19 protein-coding genes are annotated in these 22,586 nt (G+C 58.4%); 10 read left to right on the forward strand and 9 right to left on the reverse strand.

Annotation, left to right across the window (positions count from 1 at the left end; translation table 11 throughout):
* Positions 1-65: 65 nt before the first annotated feature.
* A complete protein-coding gene (locus tag ROI90_RS07145; protein ID WP_315997644.1) occupies positions 66-1,922 on the reverse strand; it encodes an ATP-binding protein in 1,857 nt (618 codons plus the stop codon).
* 339 nt (positions 1,923-2,261) lie between these two features.
* On the reverse strand, positions 2,262-4,190 hold the full coding sequence (locus tag ROI90_RS07150; protein WP_315997645.1) for a DNA topoisomerase IV subunit B: 1,929 nt from the start codon (positions 4,188-4,190) through the stop codon (positions 2,262-2,264).
* A 192-nt stretch (positions 4,191-4,382) separates the two neighbouring features.
* Here ROI90_RS07150 and ROI90_RS07155 point away from each other — a divergent pair, with 192 nt between their 5' ends.
* From ROI90_RS07155 to ROI90_RS07165, 3 genes are all read left to right on the forward strand, one after another.
* Positions 4,383-5,567, forward strand: a complete 1,185-nt coding sequence (locus tag ROI90_RS07155) for an AI-2E family transporter (protein WP_315997646.1) — start codon at positions 4,383-4,385, stop codon at positions 5,565-5,567.
* A gap of 197 nt (positions 5,568-5,764) precedes the next feature.
* A complete protein-coding gene (locus ROI90_RS07160) occupies positions 5,765-6,235 on the forward strand; it encodes a PA2169 family four-helix-bundle protein (protein WP_315997647.1) in 471 nt (156 codons plus the stop codon).
* A 157-nt stretch (positions 6,236-6,392) separates the two neighbouring features.
* Entirely contained in the window at positions 6,393-7,880 is a 1,488-nt protein-coding gene (locus ROI90_RS07165; protein WP_315997648.1) for an exonuclease domain-containing protein, read from the forward strand.
* Between the two features lie 187 nt (positions 7,881-8,067).
* On the opposite strand, the gene ROI90_RS07170 is transcribed toward ROI90_RS07165, so the two are convergent.
* Complete coding sequence (locus tag ROI90_RS07170; RefSeq protein WP_315997649.1) at positions 8,068-9,669, reverse strand: hypothetical protein; 1,602 nt, start codon at positions 9,667-9,669, stop codon at positions 8,068-8,070.
* Between the two features lie 148 nt (positions 9,670-9,817).
* On the opposite strand from ROI90_RS07170, the gene ROI90_RS07175 reads away from it, so the two are divergent.
* Entirely contained in the window at positions 9,818-11,416 is a 1,599-nt protein-coding gene (locus tag ROI90_RS07175) for a hypothetical protein (protein ID WP_315997650.1), read from the forward strand.
* 87 nt (positions 11,417-11,503) lie between these two features.
* Here ROI90_RS07175 and ROI90_RS07180 read toward each other — a convergent pair whose 3' ends face one another.
* Entirely contained in the window at positions 11,504-12,628 is a 1,125-nt protein-coding gene (locus ROI90_RS07180) for a DNA topoisomerase IB (protein ID WP_315997651.1), read from the reverse strand.
* A gap of 306 nt (positions 12,629-12,934) precedes the next feature.
* Between ROI90_RS07180 and ROI90_RS07185 the strand changes: the two genes are divergently transcribed.
* From ROI90_RS07185 to ROI90_RS07195, 3 genes are all read left to right on the forward strand, one after another.
* Positions 12,935-13,744 carry a M48 family metalloprotease gene (locus tag ROI90_RS07185; RefSeq protein ID WP_315997652.1) on the forward strand — a complete coding sequence of 270 codons (810 nt, stop codon included), beginning with the start codon at positions 12,935-12,937 and terminating at the stop codon, positions 13,742-13,744.
* A gap of 148 nt (positions 13,745-13,892) precedes the next feature.
* Positions 13,893-15,077 carry an App1 family protein gene (locus ROI90_RS07190; RefSeq protein WP_315997653.1) on the forward strand — a complete coding sequence of 395 codons (1,185 nt, stop codon included), beginning with the start codon at positions 13,893-13,895 and terminating at the stop codon, positions 15,075-15,077.
* Positions 15,078-15,194: 117 nt separating this feature from the next.
* Positions 15,195-15,422, forward strand: a complete 228-nt coding sequence (locus ROI90_RS07195) for a hypothetical protein (protein ID WP_315997654.1) — start codon at positions 15,195-15,197, stop codon at positions 15,420-15,422.
* A 49-nt stretch (positions 15,423-15,471) separates the two neighbouring features.
* On the opposite strand, the gene ROI90_RS07200 is transcribed toward ROI90_RS07195, so the two are convergent.
* Positions 15,472-15,942, reverse strand: coding sequence for a YybH family protein (locus ROI90_RS07200; protein WP_315997655.1), 471 nt, complete (start codon positions 15,940-15,942; stop codon positions 15,472-15,474).
* 86 nt (positions 15,943-16,028) lie between these two features.
* A complete protein-coding gene (mtgA, locus tag ROI90_RS07205; RefSeq protein WP_315997656.1) occupies positions 16,029-16,772 on the reverse strand; it encodes a monofunctional biosynthetic peptidoglycan transglycosylase in 744 nt (247 codons plus the stop codon).
* Between the two features lie 262 nt (positions 16,773-17,034).
* Between mtgA and ROI90_RS07210 the strand changes: the two genes are divergently transcribed.
* Together ROI90_RS07210 and ROI90_RS07215 are read left to right on the forward strand one after the other, a co-directional pair.
* A complete protein-coding gene (locus ROI90_RS07210; RefSeq protein ID WP_315997657.1) occupies positions 17,035-17,667 on the forward strand; it encodes an LON peptidase substrate-binding domain-containing protein in 633 nt (210 codons plus the stop codon).
* Positions 17,668-17,767: 100 nt separating this feature from the next.
* Complete coding sequence (locus tag ROI90_RS07215; RefSeq protein WP_315997658.1) at positions 17,768-18,988, forward strand: metallophosphoesterase; 1,221 nt, start codon at positions 17,768-17,770, stop codon at positions 18,986-18,988.
* Here ROI90_RS07215 and ROI90_RS07220 read toward each other — a convergent pair.
* Positions 18,985-19,887: a diacylglycerol/lipid kinase family protein gene (locus ROI90_RS07220; protein ID WP_315997659.1), complete on the reverse strand. Its 903-nt coding sequence runs from the start codon at positions 19,885-19,887 to the stop codon at positions 18,985-18,987. The two genes, ROI90_RS07215 and ROI90_RS07220, sit on opposite strands and share 4 nt — an antisense overlap.
* Before the next feature lie 93 nt (positions 19,888-19,980).
* A complete protein-coding gene (locus tag ROI90_RS07225; RefSeq protein WP_315997660.1) occupies positions 19,981-20,790 on the reverse strand; it encodes a M48 family metallopeptidase in 810 nt (269 codons plus the stop codon).
* A 190-nt stretch (positions 20,791-20,980) separates the two neighbouring features.
* On the opposite strand from ROI90_RS07225, the gene ROI90_RS07230 reads away from it, so the two are divergent.
* The gene (locus ROI90_RS07230; protein WP_315997661.1) at positions 20,981-21,175 is read left to right on the forward strand and encodes a hypothetical protein; all 195 of its coding nucleotides are present in this window, start codon (positions 20,981-20,983) and stop codon (positions 21,173-21,175) included.
* Positions 21,176-21,261: 86 nt separating this feature from the next.
* On the opposite strand, the gene ROI90_RS07235 is transcribed toward ROI90_RS07230, so the two are convergent.
* Entirely contained in the window at positions 21,262-22,092 is an 831-nt protein-coding gene (locus tag ROI90_RS07235) for a murein L,D-transpeptidase catalytic domain family protein (RefSeq protein ID WP_315997662.1), read from the reverse strand.
* Between the last annotated feature and the right edge of the window lie 494 nt (positions 22,093-22,586).

Raw genomic sequence — 22,586 nt, forward strand, 5'->3', positions numbered from 1 at the left:
TGTGAAATTGAATGCAAGAATCCGCCCGCGCTTTAAAATCCGGTGCCTGGGTGAGTACCACCCACCTACCCCAGCGGCAAGCGGGCCGTAACCCGGAAGCCCGGCCCCTGAGTTTCGTAGGTAACTGTACCAGCGGCCGCGGCCGCCCGGGCGCGCATATTGCGCAGGCCCTGCCCACCTACTGCCGGCCGAATAGGAGCGGCTTGGCCATCATCTAGCACCACCAGTTCCAGCTGCCGCCCCTGCTGCCGCAGCCGCACGGTTACCTGGGTGGCGCGGGCGTGTTTCACGGCATTGTGCAAGGCCTCTTTGTAAATCAGGTATAGCGCCTGCCGGGTACCCAAGGATACTGAGGAAGCTGCCAGGGCAGGATCAGCGTAGAAATCAAGCTCCAGACCAGCGGGTGGCAATACCTGATGCGCGTGGTCGTGCATGCGGTCCAGCATGCTGGTAAAGGAGTCGTTGCGCGCATCAATCCCCCATACTACGTCGCTCATTTGGCGGGCAGCCATGCGGCTGGTTTCGGCCATGTGGTCGAGGTGGCTACGCTGCTGCTCCACCGGATACAGGCCCTCGCGCAACATGGTACTCTGCAGGGAAATTTGGGTTAACAAAGAGCCCACATCGTCGTGCAGGTCGGCGGCGAGGCTGGTGCGCAGCGCAGCTTCCCGCCGGGCCTGCCGCCGCCGGTATTGCCAGAGCCCGGCGCCTGCCAGTAGTAGTAACCCCAGGCCCAACCCCACCAGCAAGGCAGCCTGCCGCTGCTGCTTTAAGCGGCCTAGCTGTTGATGTTGCTGCTGCAGGCGGTTCTGCTGGGTTAGCAGCCTGATTTCGGCCTGCTGCTGGCTTAGCTCATTGCGAAACTGCAGGGCTGCCGTGCGCCTTCTTACTTCCGCTCCGGTAAGACTGTCGCGGGCTACCATAAATGCTTGTTGCGCCTGGTAGGCGTGGGCAAAATCACCTAATTGGGCATATGCCTGGGCTAGCACTTCGTTGCCAGCCTGGATATCAGCCTGAGCACGGGCCGGCTTACTGGCAGCTAGACTCAGTTGCGCATAGTAGGCGGCGCTGTCGGGCCGGTGGCGGCTCAGGTTGGCCCGGGCCAGCAGCACCAGCACCCGGGGCACTAGTACGGGCAGCACCTTACGGGCCTGCGGCAGCGCCGGATGGGCCCGGCTTAAGGCGGCCTCACTCTGACCCAGTTCCTCCTCCATTTCTGCCAGATTGATTTCCATGCGCCAGATTTCCTGGGCCAGGTTCAGCTGCTTGCTGATGACCATGCTTTGGGCGTAGTAGCTGCTGGCCTGCTGCCAGCGCTGCTGCTGTCGGCGCACCTCCCCCAACTCCTCATAAATTAAGTTCAGGCGGTCAGGGTAGTCATGGTGCAAGGATACTTCCAAGGCATGGCGCAGGTACTGCTCGGCCGTACCCAGCTCGCCCAACTGCCGGTACGTGCTGGCAATCTGAATTTGCAGGCTGGTATAGAACCGTCGGGTGTCGCCGTAGTCAAAGGAAGGCGGCACTTTCAGGCAGTAGGTCAGGGCTTTGATGTACTGGCCCCGTTGGGAGGCAATCCTGGCCCGGCGACCCAGGCAGCGAATCTGCCCTCCCACGTTGTGAATGCGCGTAAACTCAGCATCAGCTTTATCAAGCCACTTTATAGCTTCCTTGTAGTCGCCCAGCGAAATGTAGCCGTCTGCTAGGTCCAACAGGGTTTCCGCCTCGTAGTCGCGGTAGTTGAGGGTGCGGGCCAGGGCTACTGCCTGCCGCAGCAGTGGTAGCCCCGCCTGTACATCCCGCTGCTGAACTTCCCAGGCCAGTCTGGTTACCAGTATCACCTTAGTAGTATCTAGCACCGCCCGGGCCCTGATTAGGGCCCGCAGGCTGTCGATGCGGCGCTGGCTGGTTTGCTGCACCAGCATGGCAGAGGCCGCCGCCGCCAACCGGTGCTTTGGGAGCTTGCCGGCAACCCCAGCCGCTAACGTAGTCCCTCTTCCTCCCAGCAATAACGCGCAGCAAACCAGAATACGAACCATGAAAGCAGAGGACAGCTAAGGGAACAGTGGCACAAGATACGGCGCATATCTCTATCATTTTTAGTCCGATACCGATTTGAAAGCCAACTTTTACCCGAACCACTCGGGCACGATTAACGGCTCCCAGCACGTCGTAGGCACTTACCCTCACTCCTGGCCAAGCTCCACAGAAAAAAGCCCTCCTGATGTGCTCAGGAGGGCTTTTAGGAACTGAGGTAATTACAGTTACGCCAGTTCAGCTTCCGGCACCTCTACCAGGGGCAGCGCGTCGGAGGTTACTAGGTCTTTTTCCTGGCGCAGGTTATCAATGATGAACTCCTGACGGGCGGGTGTGTTTTTGCCCATGTAGTAGGTAAGCACCTGCTGAATAGAGCGGTCTGACTGCAAAATAACGGGCTCCAGCTTGATGTTGTCGCCGATGAATTTACCGAACTCATCGGGGCTGATTTCACCCAGGCCTTTGAAGCGGGTTACCTCGGGGTTGCGGCCCAGCTGCCGCATGGCGGCCTGCTTTTCCTGCTCGTTGTAGCAATAAATGGTGGTTTTCTTGTTGCGCACCCGGAATAGCGGCGTTTCCAGGATGAACACGTGACCGTTACGCACCAAATCGGGGAAGAACTGCAGGAAGAACGTGAGCAGCAGCAGCCGAATGTGCATACCGTCCACGTCGGCATCAGTAGCCACTACCACGCGGTTGTAACGCAGGTTTTCAATGCCTTCCTCTATATTGAGGGCATGCTGGAGCAAGTTCAGCTCCTCATTTTCGTACACGATTTTCTTCTTCAGCCCGAAGCAGTTTAGAGGCTTACCACGCAAACTGAACACGGCCTCCGTTTCCACGTTACGGCTCTTGGTAATGGAGCCCGAGGCGGAGTCGCCCTCGGTGATGAACAAGGTGGTGAGCAGGGCTTTTTCCTCGTCTTTGGTTTCGCCCAGGTGCAGGCGGCAGTCCCGCAGCTTACGGTTGTGCAGGTTGGCTTTTTTGGCGCGCTGGTTGGCCAGCTTTTTCACCCCGGCCATATCAGTGCGCTCCCGCTCACTCTGGTCAATCCGCTTTTTAAGAGCCTCGGCCACCAGCGGATTTTTGTGCAGGTAGTTATCCAGCTGCTCCTTCACAAAATCAAGCACGAATCCCCGCACAGTGGGTCCATCAGGGCCCATATTGAAGGAACCAAGCTTGGTTTTGGTCTGGCTTTCAAACACTGGCTCCTGCACCCGCACCGAAATGGCGGCAATGATGGAGGCCCGAATGTCGGAGGCTTCGTACTTCTTGTTTTTGTTGGTTTTGGCAAAAAACTCCTGCACGGTTTTCACCACGGCCTCCCGGAAAGCCGCCAAATGGGTACCGCCCTGGGTGGTGTATTGCCCATTCACGAAGCTGTAATACTCCTCGCCGTAGTCGTTGCCGTGGGTCATGGCCAACTCAATATCCTCCCCTTTCAGGTGAATAGTGGGATACCGCAGGCTGTCGGGGTCGGCTTTGCGGGCCAGCAAATCCGCCAGGCCGTTCTCGGAAAAGTATTTCTGACCGTTGAAATTGATAGTAAGCCCCGCATTCAGGTACACATAGTTCCATATCTGATTTTCCAGATATTCCGGAATGAAGCGGTAGTTGCGGAAAATGCTGTCGTCGGGCTGAAATACCATCAGCGTACCGTTGCGCTGGCTGGTTGCCTGCGGTTTAGGGTCGTTGGTAAGCACGCCCTGGGCAAACTCGGCGGCCTTCAACTGGCCCTCGCGCACGCTCTGCACCAGAAAATAATTGCTCAGCGCATTAACCGCCTTGGTACCTACGCCGTTCAAGCCCACAGATTTCTGAAAGACTTTACTGTCGTATTTACCGCCCGTGTTAATCTTGCTGACCACGTCCACCACCTTACCCAGCGGGATGCCCCGGCCATAGTCGCGCACCTGCACGCGGCTGTCGGATATTTTGATGTCGATGGTGCGGCCATAGCCCATTACGTGCTCATCAATGGAGTTGTCAATTACCTCCTTTACCAGCACGTAAATCCCGTCGTCGTAGCTAGAGCCGTCGCCAAGCTTGCCGATGTACATACCAGGACGCAGCCGGATGTGCTCCCGCCAATCCAGGGAGCGGATGCTGTCTTCGGTGTATGCGTGGGAAGCGGAAGGAACTTGCTGTTCAGCCATTAGGAAAACCAGAAATCAGATTCAGGGTAAAATAACGTAGAAATTACCCATTTCCACGTTTTGCTTCGCTAGTAAAATTAGCAAAACATCAGCAGTAAAACCAGCCCATTGTCTTTTTAATTCCGCACAAATCTCGCCCAGCTTTCAAAAAGCGCATTCCCCTCCCCCTCCTAACGCCAACCATTTTAGCAAATGCTACACACCAACACACAACATAATTTACCGCCTTCCGGGCACAAGCCCAGTGCGGTAGTCAAGCAGACGCCCATTATTCAGTTTGCATTTTTTATGGTGGGGCTGGTATTGCTCGTCTACACCCTGAAGGTGCTCGATGATATTTTGCTGCCTCTGCTGTTTTCGGCCGTTTTCACTCTGCTGCTGCTCCCCATTTGCCGGTGGCTGGAACTGAAAGGGCTGCCCCGGGTACTAGCCATTGTGGTGTGTCTGCTACTGGTTATAGCCATTTTTGTAGGTGTCATTCTGGGCTTTGGCTCCCAGTTAGCGCAGTTTAAAAACGAAATTCCCAAGCTGCAGACCAAGCTCATGCAGTTCTTCAACGAGACGCAGGAATGGGCCCACCTTAAGTTTGGGTACCAACCCATGAGCATCGACGACCTGAAGGAGACGACGGTAAAGGCCCTGAAAAAATCGGGCGGCACCTACCTGGGTACCACCCTGAACACTACCACGGCAGTACTAAGCAACTTAGCGCAGGTACTGATTTATGTTTTCTGCTTTCTGTACTACCGGGACCACCTGCGGCAGTTTATGTTCCGGTTTGTGGCCCCCGATAAGCGCACTTCCGTGCTGCACACCGTGGATAACATTCAGACGGTGGTGCAGGCCTACATTTCGGGCTTGTTCAAGGTAATTGTCATCGTGTCCATTCTCAACGGTATCGGGCTGCTGGCCCTGGGCGTTAAGTTCGCCATCTTCTTCGCCATTTTTGCCTCCGTTTTGGCCGTAATTCCTTACATCGGTATTATGATTGGGGCTACCGTGCCGGCCATTATTACGCTGGTAGAAACTGGTTCGGTGGTGCAAGCAGCACTGGTAATCGGGGTATTTGTGGTGGTGCAGTTTCTGGAAGGTAACTTCATTACTCCCATGATTACCGGTTCCCAGGTAAGCATCAACCCGCTGGCCGCCATTTTGGCCCTGATTCTGGGTGGCGAACTGTGGGGCACGCCGGGCATGATTCTGAGTATCCCGCTGATGGCAGTAGCCAAGGTGGTGCTGGATGCCAACAAAACCACGGAGCCCTGGGGCTTTCTGCTAGGTGACACCGCCGAGGGTGAAGACTCTACCAAGCCCGATAATAAGTCGCCGGGAGGAATTCAGAAACTCTGGAACCGCATGTTGGGCCGAGCAGCGTAACCCACTCACGAGCAAATAAGGAAGAGCTTCCGGGCCTAGCTGCTCGGAAGCTCTTTTTGCTTCAGCCAATGGGCACACTTCGGGGCTCAACCCAAATTTTGTACGTAACCCCATACAAGCTCGGCACGATATACACCCCATCAGCAGCTACTTTATTCCTGCTGATATCTGACCTTAACCATCCTAATTTCTTTCCCATGGCAACTATCACCGGCGAAACCGCCCGCGCATACAACGACCTCGTAGAAATCAACAAAACGGCCGCTAAAGGCTATCAGGAAGCCGCTGAAGGCGTAAGCAGCCCCGATTTGAAATCGAAGCTGAGTGAGCTGAGCCAGCAGCGTGCCCAGTTTGTATCGGAGCTCAGCCAGCACGCTCAGCAGTACGGCATCAACACCGAAAACGAAACCACTGTAGAGAGCGTGGTGGCTGACGCCGCCGCTGCCGTACACCGCGGCTGGATCAACCTGAAGTCGGCCGTAACTGGCCAGGATGACTCGGCTATTTTGGGCGAGTGTGAAACGGGTGATGCAGTAGCCCTGCAAAGCTACGAAACCGCTTTGCGCTCCACTGAGCTACCCGCAGAGGCTCGTAACGTACTGCAGAAGCAGCACGGCGAAATCCTATCGGCCAAAAACTGGGTTACCCAGCAGAAAGGCACCCGCTAGGTCTCATTTGCGCTTTGTATCAAGAAGGCCCGCCATATGGCGGGCCTTCTTGTTTTAGGCAGGTATGCCAAAACGCTTAGCGGCTGCAACCTTCCAACCCGGTATCTTTGTTAGTAATCTGTTTAGCCCGTTAAGCTGCTCGTATAGCCCACCGCCTTTGTACGCCATCATCGACCTTGAAACCACCGGGGGCCAGCCCGCCCAGGACCGCATCACGGAAATAGCCATTTACATCCATGATGGCGAGAAAGTGGTGGACGAGTTCAGTACCCTACTCAACCCCGGCCGCAACATCCCGTTTTTCATCACCCAACTCACGGGCATTTCTGATGATATGGTGCGGGATGCGCCCAAGTTTCACGAGGTGGCCCGCAAGATTGTGGAAATAACGGAGGGCTGCGTGTTTGTGGCGCACAACGTGCGCTTCGACTACTCTTTTCTCAAAAAGGAATTTGCTGACCTGGGCTATAACTACTCGCGCAAAACGCTGTGCACCGTGCGCCTGAGCCGCTCCCTGATGCCGGGGCAGCCCAGCTACAGCCTGGGCAAGCTCTGCCAGAACATTGGGATTCCGTTGCAGGACCGGCACCGGGCTACCGGCGACGCGGCTGCTACGGCCATCCTGTTCGGGCGCCTGCTGGCCATTAGCCAGCAGCCGGAGGCGGGCACCGACCCCGAGTTGAGCCCCGCCGATGCCTTGGCCGCCGTGGATGCCGCTGCCCCGGCTGGCCGGAAGCCTGCAGCAGCGGGCAAGCAACCCTCGCCCCGCAAGATTAAGGCGGTACAGGAAGCCATTAAAACGGCCTTGCTGCCACCTAACATTACCCCTGAGAAAGTAGCCTCTTTGCCCCAGGAAGCCGGGGTATACTACTTTCACGACGAGCAGGGTGAGGTGATATACGTGGGCAAGAGCATTAACATCTACAAGCGTATTCAGCAGCATTTTGCCGTTGATTACAAGTCGAGAAAGAGTATTGAGTTCAAGAACTCCATTTCAGATATTACCTGGGAGCTAACGGGCTCGGAGCTTGTAGCGCTGCTTTATGAGTCGCACGAAATCAAGCGGCTCAAGCCCCTGTACAACCGTGCGCAACGCCGCTCCGTATTTCCGGCGGGCATTTTTCTGCGCACCGATGAGCAGGGCTATAAGCGCCTCTACTACGGGCGGGCCGACGACCACACTGAGTCGCACCCGCTCATAGCGCTGGGCAACCAGTATAAAGCCAAGGGCTTCCTGTTTCATAAAGTGGCCAAGTTCAACCTGTGCCAAAAGCTCTGCGACCTGTACAAAACCCAGGGTGCCTGCTTTGATTACCAAGTGCACCGCTGCAAGGGTGCCTGCCTGGGCCTGGAGCCGGCCGAGGAGTACAACAAGCGAGTAGAGGAAGCCATTGAATCGTTTACCTACGAGCACGGCTCATTCGTGGTGATTGGGCAGGGCCGCCGCCCCGATGAAAAGAGCCTGGTAGTGGTAGAAAATGGCCGGTACATGGGCTTCGGCTACGTGGATGAAACCTTTACGGCCCGGCGTTTTCCTGATTTTCGGGATGCCATCACGCGCTACAACGACAACAAGGACGTACAACAGATTATCCGCCAGTACCTACGCACCTCGCACAAGGATAAAGTGAAAGTGTTTAGCTAGAACCTGCTTGTGCCTTGGGCAACTGCACTAAGTTGTGTAAACAGTAAGCAAGCCTGGAAGGATGCCGCTGGGTGCAAGCCTGCTCTTGTAGTAGCCAGTGCAGAGCGGTAGTTTTGTTAATAAAGCAAGCGGCGCAGGCAGTAGGTGCGGGTTGCGCGCTAGCTGATAGGAGTTGTGCCGAACCGTGCTAAAACAACCGGTGGCGCAACAGCCAGCCGGCGGCGTCAAATTCCTCCGCCCGGGGCTGGTATTTGTCCAGGGCGAGCTTACCAATGCGCAGGGTATTACCGTCGCCGCTGTCGTGTACGGTTACGCGGCTGCGCGGGCGCTTTAAGGGGACGGGAGCAGCTTCAATCAAATCCTGACCAGCTCCGTCGTACACGCCAATTTCCAGCCGCGGGTTCAGCTCTCCGCGTAGCTCGAAGGCATCGTTACCACCCAGCCCGAACAGCTTGATGGAGCGGGTTTCGGTGGGGCTGAACGTACGCTGCTGCAGCAGGGTAGCACCTTGCGGGCTCAGGCGAAACAGCTGCACGCGTACCTGCCCGTTGCCGGCAGGCTCTACCACAAACCGCTCCGCCTCGTCCGTGCCCGGCAGCTCTATATCACGGGCCAGCAACTGGTAAAATTTCTCAGCTACAGCCGGCAGCTGCTCGCGGCGGCTACTTAGTTTGCGGGAAAAGTCGGCGGTGCTCACCTGCTCCACTTCCCGGGGCCACACGGCCAAGGCGCGGGCAATAGCCGCATCAGTAAGTGAGTTGCGCAGGGAGTCGGCCACCTGCCGGAAATCCTCCCGGCTCAGGTAGGCCAGCAAGGATTTGTCCATGGGCCGGGCAGCGCGGTTCAGGCCTTCGACATCGGCTAGCCGGATATTTTCGTGGAAGCTTTGGTAGTTGGATTTCACCCAGCCAATCATGTGGGTGAGCAGACCGTCATCAAACTTGAAAAAGGCGTGGTCCCGGTCGCGCGGAATGGCCCGGTACACGGTGCTGCCATCGGGGGCCGCAAAGCTAGCCCAGCGCCACTGGTCTTCCCGCCGGCTCCAGTCGCCCAGCCACATATCAAATAAGCGGCTGCGCAGGTACTGGCGGGCATCAACCCGGAAGCGGGAGCTGGCTACCAGATTGGTAAACACCTTGCGGGAGCTTTCCACGGCCGCCGAGTTGCCGAAGCTGCGCACGGCGCGCTGGTCGCCCTCGGGCCGCTCCTCAAACAGATAGAGCGCATGGCCAAAAGCCTCTCGGAACTCGCCCAGCGCCGGGTCGTCGGCAATGTATACCAAGCGAGGGTTGGTATGGTATAAGCCCGCAGCCTCGGCCAGAGGCGCCACAATGTAGGCTCCGTACGGATGAATCACGCTGGTTTGGTCCTTCATCAACCGGCCAATGGGGCCATCCTGCAGGCCTTCCGGCAGGGCTTTTGTGGCATCCTTATCTACGGAGCGCAGCACGTATTGTACGCCGTTACGGTCTACCAGCCGCAGGTTTTTGGTTTGGAAGGAGCCACCCTCCCGCACGGGCGTCAGGCCGCCCGGTATGGCCGTGCGCAGGTTGAACACGGGTACCGTAACCGGCAGCCCCCACAACGCCCGGTAATGCGTACCCCAGAAAAACCGGTGGACTGCGCCCCTGTCATACTGCGGTCCGGCCGCTACCTGCACCGTTGAGTCGGGGCTGATAACTGGCCTTTGGGTAGCGGGCTGAGGCTGGGCTGGGGCTTGGCAGGAAGCAAGAAGCAACCCACTGCTGACGCCAGCGGCCAACCAGGAAGCGGAAGGAGAAAGGAGCACGAACGGCGTTTTTTTCGGAGAAATTGGGGCTCAAACCAGAGCAGTCCTCCCTTATAGCGCAAAGCCAGGGCCGGCGGTTGTTAGCTGGACATTGACTTTTCTGCTGAAGTTGCGTTGAAGGACTCCAAGCTGCGCTGTTCCGCCCTGCATGATTCGTCCTTACGCCCTCCTTTTTCTGCTGCTACCCGCTGCTGCCTCCTGCAGCCGTGATTCGTATTTCCAGCCCGATGCCCGAATTGACTTTACCTCGCCCCTGCCGGCCAACGCCGATAGTGCCCGCGTAACGGCCGGTCGGCACTACCAGCGTGGCCCGCTGGGCCGCTTGCTGCTGGGCCGGCATTACCGGCGCGTGTGGGCCCAGCCGGTTACCGTGCCGGTGTTCAGCCCGCAGACGGCCGTAGCGGGAGGGCTGAAGTTTGGCAAGATGGGCGGCGGCTTTCAAACAACCAGCGTGACTATGGTAGGCGCTGACGGCCGGAGCTACGCTCTGCGCAGCCTGGACAAAGACCCCTACCGGACCCTGCCCAAAGTGCTACGCCAAGGCTTTATTCTGACTACCGTGCGCGACGCAACCTCGGCCGGAATGCCCTATGGGGCCTTGGTGGTGCCCGCTTTGGTGGAAGCAGCCGGCTTGCCGCATACCTCGCCGCAGGTATTTTACGTGCGCAACGACGAAACCGGCCTGGGCGCAGCCTCCGAGCGACTCCGGGGCAAGGTAGTGTTGCTGGAAGAGAAATTTGAGGGCAAGCAGAATATTGCCGGTTCGCTGGCCGGTGCCCAGGATCTGGAAGAATCGGAGGATGTGCTGGAGGAGCGGTATGCCTCCGCCAAGCACCAGCTGGATGGGGAGTCGTTTGTGCGGGCCCGCCTGCTGGACCTCTGGCTGGGCGACTGGGACCGACACGAGGGCCAGTGGAACTGGGCAGCCTACGCCCAGCCCAGCGGCCGCACCCTCTGGAAACCCATTCCCCAGGATCGGGACCAGGTTTTTTTCAGGTTCGATGACGGCCTGCTGCCTTGGCTGGGCAGCAAGGCAGTAGCCAAATTTCGCACCTTCGGCCCCCGGATTGAAAGTGTGGAAGGATATACCCGCAATGCCGCTTTTATTGATGAGCGCGCTTTGGCTGCCGTACCCCGGGCTGCCTACCAGCGCGCCGCCCTCAGCCTACAGCAGCGCCTGACTGATGCCGTAATTGAGCAGGCCGTGCGCCAGGGGCTGCCCCGGGAGGTGTACGCATTGGAGGGAGCTACTATCATTGCCTCCTTAAAATCCCGTAGGAGCATGCTGCCCCAGGCCGCTGAGGAGTTCTACCGGCTTAAAGCCCGGCAGGTAGTGGTAGCCGGCTCCGATGAGGCCGAGCGGTTTGTAGTGGAGCGCCGCAATGATACGGCTACGGTCGTATCGGTGTATGCACTGCCCCTTAGTAAGAAAAACCCGGCCTCTTCCCTGCTCTACCAGCGCAGCTTCAACCCCGCTGATACCCGCACTGTGGTGTTGCACGGCCTTGAAGGCAAAGATGAGTTTCTGGTTTCGGGCCGCGTGCGTCACTCTCCGTTCATAGATATATACGGCGGGCCCGGCGAGGATACAGTGCGCGACTCTTCCCGCGTGGCCGGCCTGCGCAAGCGCACCCGCTTTTTTGACACTTACCGCAACAACGTGCTGGAGCCCGGCCCCGAAACCAAAGACCGCACCGAGCACAACGTCCTCTCCCACGCTTTCGACCGGGACGGCTCGGGGCGGTAGGCAGTGAAATAGTGAGATGGTGAGTTTAACGTTTTAGTGGCGCAGATAGCGTAAACAGAACGTCAAACTCACCATCTCACCATCTCACTATTTCACCTTATCCAACTCCGCCAGCATATCCAGCACCATGTGCTCAGTGGGGGTTAGCAAGTCGTTTTCGGCGGGGTCGGCATCGTGGCGGCGCAGGTATTCAATGAGCTTATCGGAGTTGAACAGCTCGGTAACCTGGGGGTGAATGTAGTACTTGGAGCACACCGTGGGAGTATTGCCCAAGCTCTCGGCTACGTCCTTGATGGCCCGTTTCAGGGTTTTGGGTTTGGGAAATTCCGGTTCTTCGTCCAGAATCCGCTCCAGGCACTCCACCATCTTCACTGTGCCGCCCCAGGTGCGGAAGTCCTTGGCTGAAAGCGCCATGCCGGTTACCGTGTGCAGGTACTCGTTCACATCACCCGACTCCAATTCCTGACGGTGCCCGTCGGCGGCGTAGTACTGAAACAGGTGCTGCCCCGGTATTTCCTTGCACTTCTGCACCAGCCGCGCCAGCTTGCGGTCATGGATGGTCAGGTCGTGGGGTACGCCTTTCTTGCCCACAAAGCTGAAGCGCACATCGGAGCCGGATACCTGCACATGTTTGTCGCGCAGGGTAGTGAGGCCGTAGGTTTTGTTTTTCTTGGCGTACTCCTTGTTGCCCACCCGAATAAACGACTGATCCATGAGCGTAAGCACCAGAGCTACCACTTTTTGCTTGTCGAGCTGTGGGCGGGCCAGGTCCTTATGAAGTTGGGCACGCAATTCAGCCAGCTTTTCCCCAAATGCCCGCAAGCGGCTGAACTTGGTGAGGGCGCGGGCCTGGTCCCAGGCCGGGTGGTAGAGGTACTGCTTACGGCCCTTGGCGTCGCGGCCGGTTACCTGCAAGTGCGTATTGGCGGAAGGCGAAATCCAGACATCCGTCCAGGCCGGCGGAATCACAAAGCCCTGAATCCGGCCCAGAGTTTTTTCATCTTGCACCGGCTCCCCCTTGGCGTTCAGGTAGTGAAAGTCGCCGGCTTTGGTGGCGGTGCGGGTGAGGCCGGGTTTGGTATCGGTGAAGTAGCGCAAGCCGGCCAGCTCAGCTTGGCGGGCCGTATCCTTGTAGAGAGTATGGGCCTCATCGAGGGGGTTGAGGCGCTTCTTTTTAGTTTTCGGGCGGGCAGAGGCAGTGGCGGTGGCCATCGGGAACGAGCAACAGAACAGCCGCTAATAGTGGCGGCCCTGAGTTCTACGCAGGAAAGCTGGCCGGGGTACAGTTCTGCTTCCGGTGGGGTTGCCGCAAAAACCTCTGCCGGCGCATTAAGGCGCTTTGTGGGGGTTGCAGCGGGCTTTTTTCTATCTGATTGCCTGCGTGCTAAGTAGTATGCTCCAGTGGTACTCGCAACACCCCAAGCAGGAAGTGCGTTAGGGCCCTGCCGGGTCTGGCACTGTTTTTTCTTGCGGGCCGGCATCTGTCCTACTTCTTTCCTTTCTATTTCCTCGCGTACTATGCGAAACCTTCTGCACAAAACCGGCCTGCTGGCAGGCCTTGCTCTCACGCTGGGTGGGGCGGCTTCCTGCTCCAAAGACGGCGACGGAGTACTCCTGTTTTCCATTGAAGACGATAAAGCCCTGGGCGAGAAAGTGGCTGCCCAAACCGATTCCACCTTCCGGGCCAAGGGCCAGCTGGTAGAGCCCGGCAGCAACCCCCAGGCCTACGCCGCCCTGGGCCGCATTGTAACGCGGGTACTGAATAACGGCAAGCTGCAGTACCGCAATGAGTTTCCCTGGGACGTTAAGATTATCCGCGACGATGCCACCCAGAATGCTTTTGCTACGCCCGGCGGCCATATTTACGTGTACTCGGGGCTAATTAAGTACCTGGACAATGAAACGCAGCTAGCTGGCGTATTGGGCCACGAAATTGCCCACGCCGACCGGCGCCACACCTCCCGCCAGCTTCAGAACCAGTATGGCATTAGCGTGCTGCTCAGCCTGCTGCTGGGCGAAAACCAAAACACACTGGTAGATGTAGCCTCCAGCCTGGGCCAGCTCAAATTCAGCCGCGACTTTGAGACGGACGCCGACACGTACTCAGTGGAGTACCTCAATGGCACCAACTATTACGCCTGCGACGGGGCCGCTGGCTTCTTTATCAAGGCCCAGAATGAAGGCCAGCAGGGCACGCCGGAGTTCCTGAGCACCCACCCCGACCCAGGTTCCCGCATCCAGAACATACAAGCCAAAGCCGACCAGTTGAACTGCAGCAACCGCACGGCCGCCAGCACCGACTTCACCGCCCTAAGAAGCGCCTTGTAAGCTTACCGGCAGCTACTTAACTAACTCCCGGGCCGTTTGGCCTGGGAGTTTTTGCTTGATAGGGCCAGCGCCTTTGCTACCGTTCAGGCAACACCCAGGGGGTATTTCCTCGTAGGCAGACCTTCCAAACACTCTTTTAGTACGCTGCATGGCCTCTCTTTTAAACAAGTTAAACGACTGGGCCGAGCGGGCCGATGATGCCCTCACGCGCACCCGGGCCCGCCTGGGCCTGCTGCACCCCCTGCAGCTGCTCTCCTACCGCAGTTACGGCACCCCCGAGCGTCTGTACGTGAAGGGGCGCTTGCTTACCGACAAGGGCATCAGCGAAGCCGACCCCTCCGACTCGCGCTGGCACAACCTGCTGAATATGTACCGGCGCTTCGACAGCAACGAAATCAGTGGAGCCCAGCTAAGCGTAGTGCCCGCCGATGGCACCGACCACACCGTGGTAACGGACGAGGAAGGCTATTTCACCCTGAACCTGGCTCCGCAGCAGCTGCCCGAGCCCGTTGATTACCTGTGGTACCCAGTAGATGTGCTGCTGCGGCAGGCTCCGGCACCCTTTCCTACCCCGCCCCGCCTCGATACCCGGGCCATGGTGCTAATTCCGCCCGCCGACGCCGAGTACGGCATCATTTCCGACCTCGATGACACGGTTATTCAGACCTCCGCCACGGATTTGCTGCGCATGGCCCGCACGGTGCTGCTGCGCAATGCCCGCTCCCGCCTGCCCTTCAAAGGTGTAGCCGAGTTCTACCGGCAACTGCAGCTGGGCCGCAACGGCAAGCGGAACAACCCGTTTTTCTACGTCAGCAGCTCGCCCTGGAACCTTTATGATCTGCTGGAAGACTTTCTGAACCTGAACGATATTCCGCCCGGCCCCCTGCTGCTCCGCGACATGGCTCTGAAGCGCAAGGAGGCCGGTGCTACCTCCGAGCACCACGGCCACAAGCTCAAGGAAATCGACAACCTGCTGCTTACGTATCCCAAGCTACCCTTTGTACTCATCGGCGACTCGGGCCAGGAGGACGCCAACATTTACCGGGAAGTGGTGCGCCGCCACCCCGGCCGCGTATTGGCCATTTACATCCGCGACGTGAACTTGCCAGACCGCTCGGCCATGGTGACCAAAGTGGCAGAGGAGTTGCGCGGCGAGCAGGTAGAAATGCTGCTGGTGAAGGATACGGTGCAGGCCGCCCACCATGCGGCCAGTGTTGGCTTAGTGTTCCAAGAGGCCATACCGGCCGTGGAGCAGGAGAAACAGAAAGACGAAACGGCCTCAGAGGACGACGGCCTTGACGGGCAGGGCTCAGGTCAGCCAGTAATGAAGTAGGATGTAGCCATTAGCTGATAGGCCACGCCTTTCCGGGCGTGGCCTATTGCATCACGTTACGCAGCCCTTATGCTAAGCAAACACCCGGTTTCCGCTAACACGACATTAGCCTTTTGCTTGTTGCCGCTTGTTGCCCAGGCCAGCAGTACAGGGGCCGTCAATGAGTTTATCCGGGATTTTAGCAAAGGTATCTTCCTACTGGTGCTGTTAGTTGGCATTGCCCTGCTTGCCAGTCTGCAGCTGCCTGCCTCGGGTGTAGCCACGGTTATTCGGCTAGGTCTGGGGCTACTACTTGCGGGGGGAGTGCTCCTGCTGGCGGTAGCTTCGTGGCTGCTTGCCCACTAAGGCCAGTGTACACCAATGAACCCTGGCTAGGAGTTCGGCCCACCGTGCGTCAACTCGAATGGTCGGCTACCACTACCCATTGCCCATTGATACGGCGCATTACCAACAGGAAATGGCCCTGCAAGTCGCCGGCCGTGGGGCGTGCTAGGTGCCAGCGGCCTATTACCTGGGCGGCATCGGGGCTGAGAGGCTGCACCTGCAGGTTGGAGAAATCGAGCTGGCCCATGGCGGCGGGCGTGGGGTAGCTGCGGCGGTAGTTGTCGAGGGTACGCTGCCAGCCGTAGGTCAGGCCGCTTTTACCGATGAACACCAACGAGTCATTTTGCCAGTAGCCCTGCATGAACCCGGCCACGTCGCCCCGGTTCCAGGCGGCTGTTTGGGTAGTGAGCACCCGCAGAATATCCTGGCGGGCGGCGGTGGCGCGGGCCGCCGCGCGTGGTTGGGATGCAGTACGTGGTTGGGAAGTAGAGCAAGCCGAAGTAAGCAGTAATGCACTCAGCAAAAAGGCAACGGGTTTCATGGCACAAAACAGGATAGTATAATGCGAAGAAACACAAAACGCCCGCTTTCGGTACGTTGAAAGCGGGCGTTTTACGCTGGTGGTAATTAGTGTTCCGTTAGCTCCCGCACGTACACCGAGCCGCGCAGCTGGCGCATACGGCGTAGCACGCGGCGCTGCTTGGCCCGGGCCTGGGGGCCGGGGTTGCTGGCCCGAAACCGCAGCGGGTTGGGCAGCACGCCCGCCAGCAACGCCGCTTCCTGGGGGCTGAGCTTACTGGCCGACTTATGAAAATACCGCTGGGAGGCCGCTTCCGCCCCGAAAATACAGTCGCCCATTTCAGCCACGTTCAGGTACATTTCCATGATGCGGCGCTTGTTCCAGAGCAGCTCAATGAGCAGGGTAAAGTAGGCTTCGGCGGCTTTGCGCACGTAGCTGCGGCCGTGCCACAGAAATACGTTTTTGGCTACCTGCTGCGAGATGGTGCTGCCCCCCCGCAGCTGCTTGCTCCCGCTCATATTGGACTTGGCCGCCTTCAGCAAGGCCTCTCCATCGAAGCCGTGGTGCACCAGAAAACGCTGGTCTTCGGCCGCTACCAGGGCCAGGGGCAATTGTGGTGATACTTCCTCAAGGCCACGAAAGGTGTAGCGGATGCGGCGGTCATCTTCCTGAATGCCGTAATAGCCTTTCCCGACCGGGGCGTGGGCGCGGCGGTCCAGCATGAGCCAGGTGGCGGGGGGGCTTACCCAGCGGTACACCAGCACCCACGCCACTGAGGTCAGAAATAGGGCGGCTACCACCTGAATGGCTATTCGGCTCACCCGGCGGGCTGTCTTTTTGTAATCCGTCACGCGCTTGTGTGCTGCTGTTGTTCGAGAGGCTTCTGCATAATCTGCCGTAAAAGTAGAAGCAGTTCCCGCATAATTGGTGGGCCGGGGCTGTCATTTCTGTTGGTTACGGACCAGGGGCGGCCGCCGCACCGGCCCAGGCAGGCCGAAGCCAAGAAGGTCAGCTACGGGGTGCCTCAGGATATTTTGCGCATATTGGCCGTGGGGCGCTTCTGGTGCTCTACCCTTCTTCCGCGTTCCGCTCCCATCCTTACCCACCCTACGCATGCGCCAGCTGGCACTTTTCCCGCTTAATCTGGTGGTTTTTCCCGGCGAAAAGCTTAACCTGCACATCTTCGAGCCCCGCTACCGGCAACTGGTACAGGACTGCGTACAGGAGGGTATCACCTTCGGAATTCCGCCCTACATCAACGGGAGCGTAAGCACTCTGGGCACGGAAATGAAGCTGCTGCACATTGAGAAAACCTATGCCTCGGGCGAAACCGACATTCGCACCAAGGCCGTGGGGGTGTTCCGGGTGCGGGAGTTTTTTCATGAGCTGCCCGGCAAGCTGTACGCCGGCGCCACCGTGGAACCTCTACCCGATGACACTGCCGCCGACCTGGTGATGTACCAGCAAACCCGCCAGCTTATCCGGCAGTTGTATGATATTCTGGGGCTGCAGCGCCTGCTGCTGGAGCTGCCCGAAAACTTCCGGGCCTACGACGTGGCCCACCACTTGGGCATGAGCACCGAGCAGGAATACCAGCTGCTGGAGTCTGCTACTGAGTTGGAGCGCCAGCAGCTGGTACTTACGCATCTGGAAACTGTGCTGCCCGTGCTACAGGAAACCGAGCGGCTCAAGGAACGGGTACGGCTTAACGGCCACTTCAAAAACCTGACTCCGCCAGCCTTCTAGCCTACTCATAGCTCTCCTGGCGCAGCAGGATTTTCCGGCCCTTGCACAGCAGCATGCCGCTTCTTTACGTAGTAGGCACTAACTGACTAATTTCTTGCTTGTGCCGGCTTCTTCCGTTTTTGCTTACGCCCTGGCCCTGGCGGTTGGAGCCCTGCTGTTGTGGCTGCTGCGCCGCTACCTGCAGGAGCGCCGTTACCGCCGCCGTCCCTACGTAGCCCCGGCCCACAACAACTGGGCCGCCGCCCCGCCGCCCCAGGAAGCCCCCTTGCACCGCGTGGCCCTACTCGGCGACCCGGGTGCCGTGGCCACTTCTGGCTCTGACCCAGTTCTGAACGTGCTGGCTTCTTGGCAGGCGCAAACCGGCCCAGCCGGCACTATTATTATCCTCGGCGACAACATTTACCCCGTGGGTATGCCCGCCCCTGACCACGCTAAGCGTCCTCAAGCAGAGGCTCGTTTCGACGCGTTGCTGGGAGCCTTAAACCAGTTTCAGGGCCAGGTGGTGCTGCTCGGCGGCAACCACGACTGGAACAAGGGCCGGCCAGATGGCTGGGAATATTTGCAGCGGCAGGAAGCCTACGTAAAGCAGCACTTGCCCACGGCGCACTTTCTGCCGGTAAACGGTGCTCCTGGCCCCGTTACTCTACAACTCGCCGCTGGCGTGCTGCTGGTTGTAATAAACACGCAATGGTGGGTGCAGCGGGGGCCCAAGCCCGTTGCCGATGCCAAAGAGCCGTTCCGGCAGTTGCGCTCCATTCTGGAAGCCAACCGCCACCAACGGGTGCTGGTAGCCGGGCACCACCCACTCTATTCCAACGCCCTGCATGGCGGCAAATTCACGGCCAAGCAGCATGTTTTTCCACTCACTACAGTCCACAAGCAGGCGTACGTGCCGTTGCCGCTCATTGGCTCCTTGTTACCGCTGTACCGCAAGCTGGTGGGTGCGGCCGAGGACATGGCCCACCCGCGCTACCGCAAAATGCGCCGCCGCCTGCTGCGGGTACTCCACGATTTCCCGGATGTAGTGTACGCCGCCGGCCACGACCACAACCTACAGTACTTTCAGCGGCACGGCGGGCATTATCTGGTGAGTGGGTCGGGCAGCAAAACGGCTTTTGTGCAGAAGGGTGGCCAGGCCAGCTTTGTACACGAGCACACCGGATTTTTCAGCCTTGATTTCTATCCCCACCAAACCTGGCTTCGGACTCTGGAGCCAGGTACCGAAACGGAGGTTTTCCATTTGCGGCTGTATCCCAGGCCCGCAGTGGAGCCAGCAGTGGTTGCCCTGCCCAAGCGCCTGGAGCAGTTTCTGGGCGGCTAGCGGGCAGCAGTGGGCGGCACTAGCACCCGCAGGCTACCAGGCCTGATTTCTACCTCTACCGGGTTGGGCAGGTGGTGGGGCTCACCATCCAGCTGTACCAGTACTTCGGTAGCGCCGGGTACGCTAATGCTGGCCCGCTCACACTGTAGCCGCTTGGTATAGTCCGAAGCGTCGAAGTCGCTGGTATATAGCCGGTAGAGCAAGCCCGGCGCGGCGGTATTGGGAAACGGTGCAATCAGACAGATTTCAAATTTGCCGTCGTCCAGCTGCCCCTGGGGGTTGATAACCACATTACTGCCAAAGGTATTGGCGTTGGCAATTGTCAGCATAAATGCTTCCCCCGCCCAGGTTTCCCGGTCAGTTTCTATGCGGTAGGTAGCTGGTTGATAAGCAGAGTACTCCTGGGTGGCAATGCGCACATACGCAGCCGCCCCCCGGGCATCACCCTGGTCAAAACGCTCCACTATCAGGGCATTGAAACCAATATCAGCTAAATGAGCAGCAAATAGTCCGCCCACGCGCAGCGTATCCAGGGTGCGCAGCGAGTAGTCCCAGGTTAGGCGCAGGGCTTCCTCTATATTCTGCGGAATACCCAAATCCTTGGATAAGCCATTGCCTGAGCCCAGGGGGATGATGCCCAGCGGTACGGAAGTACCACTGACGGCCTCGGCTACCAAGCTGGCAGTACCATCTCCGCCGGCCGCAAAGGCCGCGTCGTAAGGCTGCTGCAGGTGGCGGCGCAGGCGGGCCAGATCATCGTGCCCGTTGGTATGAAAGAAGGTAGCTGTGCGGCCCCGCTCCGTGCAGTACGCGGCAATAGTAGCCTCCAACGCCGTTTTATCAATGTCGCCGGAAATGGGGTTCAGTACAAATAGTAGTTGCCGAAGCTGAGCAGGCATAGCTGAAAGAGAGTATGGTAGCTAGAATGAAACCAGGGGCCCTAAACAAGCATAGCCAGCAGATGGCTGGCTATGCGGGCAAAACAACAAGTACTAGGGCTTCAGATTAGCCGGTAGCCCCTGCGGGTAGTCGGCGGCAATATCCTGCTGCAACTCCTGAATCCGGTTGCCGGGGTTGGGGTGCGTGCTCAGAAACTCCGGAGGGGTGCTGCCTTGGCTGTTGCGCTCCAGCACCTGCATCACCTGAATCATGGCCCGAGGGTCGTAGCCAGCAGCCGGGGTGAAATCCACGGCCAGGCGGTCGGCTTCCAGCTCATCTTCGCGGCCGTAGCGTAAAGTCAGGAGCTTGCCCACCATGGCGGCGGCGGCGGCGCTGGCGGCGGTGCCGGGCCTCTCCGGGTCGTAGAGGCCAATGGCGGCGGCTCCGGTCAGGCCGCTGGTCAGGCGGGATTTAGCAATTTGCTCAGCCGAGTGCCGGGCTACTACATGGCCAATTTCATGCGCTAGCACCCCGGCTACCTGGCCTTCCGTCTTCAGGTTTTTCAGCAGCCCAGCCGTAATAAACACCTGTCCGCCGGGCAGGGCAAAGGCATTAATCGTGTTTTCATCGGCCAGTAAATGAAATTGAAACTTGTAAGGCGACTGGCCGGCTTTCGTACTCCGCACTACCTGCTGGCCTATACGCTCCAAAGCCGCACCGGCCTGCTTATCGGGGTGGATACCGCCATACTGCTGAGCCATTTCGGGAGCGGCCTGCAAGCCCAGAGCTATTTCCTGATCGGCCGACATATCCACGTGTTGTACTTCGCCGGTTACGTCGTTCTTCTGGGTGTTGCAGTAGTAGGGAATGAACGCAAAAGCGGCCATCACCAGGGCGATTATGTATCGGAGGTTGCCTCGCATGATGAGTGTAGGGAAAGGGAGTGAAGGGAGTTTTACCGGGCAAAAAGCCCGTCTGGCCTTGTAACGCGGCGCTTTGAGTAGGGTTGCCTGGACGGCCGCACCCAAATTTTGACGGGGCTCGTATGAGGGCGTATCCCGGCCGCCGGCTCCAACCGGCGGCTTCTCTCCTCCACCGAAACCTCTCTACGTCATGAACCAGAAACGCACCTTCGGCAGCATCCTCACTATTCTCGGTATCATCGGTATCATCATTGCCGCCATGGCCTTCCTGGGTATTGGCGGCCTCGGCCTGAGCAAGGTCAACTCCTTGGTGCCCTTCATTGTCGGCTTGATTTTCTTCTTTGCCGGTATCAACCTGGTACGTACTACCAGTGACCGGGCCTAACCTCCGCTCTGGGCTGTAACAGAAACACATGAGCGCCCCGCTCCTGCTGGCCAGGAACGGGGCGCTCATGTGTTATAAGGCTAGAATTACCCGGCGCTTACTGCTAAATGCTTGAGCTGCGCAAAGGCCAGCAATGCCTGATCCAGCTTGAGCAGCTCTGAGTGGTAGAGCACACTGCCTGGCGCGTTGGCAAACAGCACTGTACCGCCTTTGATGGTACGAATGATGGCCGGTGCCTGAGTTACTGGCAAGGCCGGGCAGCCCTGGCTCCGCCCCAAACGCCCATGTTGCCGCACAAAATCCTGGCTTACATACTCAGCGCCGTGTACTACCACGGCCCGGCTCAAGGCATTGGTGTTATAACCAGCATCCACGCCGCGCAGCTTCAGGGAAAGTCCGTGCTTGCCCTGGTAGGTTTCGCCAGTCACATAAAAGCCTAAGCTACTCATTTCGGAGCCCTCCCGGTTTGAAAAAGTACGGGCGTAATCGGCGCCGGTGTTTTTACCGTGGGCCACCAATGAGCGGTGTACCAAACGGTTTTGAGCTATATCCACAACCCAGAAACGCTCCTGCGTGCTGGAGCGCCCAAAGTCAATAATGGTTAAGGTGTGGCAACTGGCCGCAATGGCTCCCCGCTGCTGCAAGCTGTAAAAACCAATTACAGCCTTCCGAAACGTTTCTAATGGAAGCCCAGCTGGTAGCAAGCGCGCCTGCGTATAGGTGGCAACTATCTGTTGCTCAAAGGCGGCTGTGTAGTAAGCTCGCGCTGCCGCACTCAGTACAATTGGTTCTGGCGCGTCTTTGGCTGCTATTGGGGCGGTAAATAGTGTTGAAGTACCGCTGCTGGCCCGCAATGGCAGCAAACTGGTAAGGCAGGTGAATAATAATCCGGCAGCAAACGTCGGCAAACTCGTCATCGGCTAAAGTAGTCGGAGCGAAGGAAAACTAAGGGGCCTGAGCAAGTGGCACTGCTATGGGCTGGCCAAAAATAGTACTTTTGCTTCAAACAACCTCGTCCCGCTCAACTACTTACCTGTGCAAATCGTTTCCTTTTTCTCTCGTCGGGTATCCACTTTTCTGGCGTTTGGCCTTGCTTTGGCTGGCTGCGGCCATTCTCTCCCCACTTTGCCAGATTTCAATTCTGCTACTTGGCGCGCCGATGCATATGGGTGTAATAACCAGCGCCAAGCGTTGCTACCAGTTATTGAAAAGCACCGAAATGAGATATACGGGGCCAGAATCAACGATGTAACCGCTCTGCTGGGCCACCCTGACGAGGAAGAATTGGGTGAGCAAAGCGACAAGGTGTATATCTACTATGTAACTCCCGGCACCCAATGCAGCCCTGGCCATCCCCGGTCTACCCAAAACCGCCTACTAATCAGAAGCGGGGCTACGGGCACCGTCACGG

The organism is Hymenobacter endophyticus (assembly GCF_032464715.1).
GTDB lineage: Bacteria > Bacteroidota > Bacteroidia > Cytophagales > Hymenobacteraceae > Hymenobacter > Hymenobacter endophyticus.

What these genes read in the sequence shown, in the direction of transcription:
- ROI90_RS07145 (WP_315997644.1), bottom strand. Translation starts at nt 1,922, where the DNA reads ATGCTGGTGCAGCAAACCAGCCAGCGCCGCATCGACAGCCTGCGGGCC.
- ROI90_RS07150 (WP_315997645.1), bottom strand. Translation starts at nt 4,190, where the DNA reads ATGGCTGAACAGCAAGTTCCTTCCGCTTCCCACGCATACACCGAAGAC.
- ROI90_RS07155 (WP_315997646.1), top strand. Translation starts at nt 4,383, where the DNA reads ATGCTACACACCAACACACAACATAATTTACCGCCTTCCGGGCACAAG.
- ROI90_RS07160 (WP_315997647.1), top strand. Translation starts at nt 5,765, where the DNA reads ATGGCAACTATCACCGGCGAAACCGCCCGCGCATACAACGACCTCGTA.
- ROI90_RS07175 (WP_315997650.1), top strand. Translation starts at nt 9,818, where the DNA reads ATGATTCGTCCTTACGCCCTCCTTTTTCTGCTGCTACCCGCTGCTGCC.
- ROI90_RS07180 (WP_315997651.1), bottom strand. Translation starts at nt 12,628, where the DNA reads ATGGCCACCGCCACTGCCTCTGCCCGCCCGAAAACTAAAAAGAAGCGC.
- ROI90_RS07185 (WP_315997652.1), top strand. Translation starts at nt 12,935, where the DNA reads ATGCGAAACCTTCTGCACAAAACCGGCCTGCTGGCAGGCCTTGCTCTC.
- ROI90_RS07190 (WP_315997653.1), top strand. Translation starts at nt 13,893, where the DNA reads ATGGCCTCTCTTTTAAACAAGTTAAACGACTGGGCCGAGCGGGCCGAT.
- ROI90_RS07200 (WP_315997655.1), bottom strand. Translation starts at nt 15,942, where the DNA reads ATGAAACCCGTTGCCTTTTTGCTGAGTGCATTACTGCTTACTTCGGCT.
- ROI90_RS07210 (WP_315997657.1), top strand. Translation starts at nt 17,035, where the DNA reads ATGCGCCAGCTGGCACTTTTCCCGCTTAATCTGGTGGTTTTTCCCGGC.
- ROI90_RS07220 (WP_315997659.1), bottom strand. Translation starts at nt 19,887, where the DNA reads ATGCCTGCTCAGCTTCGGCAACTACTATTTGTACTGAACCCCATTTCC.
- ROI90_RS07225 (WP_315997660.1), bottom strand. Translation starts at nt 20,790, where the DNA reads ATGCGAGGCAACCTCCGATACATAATCGCCCTGGTGATGGCCGCTTTT.
- ROI90_RS07230 (WP_315997661.1), top strand. Translation starts at nt 20,981, where the DNA reads ATGAACCAGAAACGCACCTTCGGCAGCATCCTCACTATTCTCGGTATC.
- ROI90_RS07235 (WP_315997662.1), bottom strand. Translation starts at nt 22,092, where the DNA reads ATGACGAGTTTGCCGACGTTTGCTGCCGGATTATTATTCACCTGCCTT.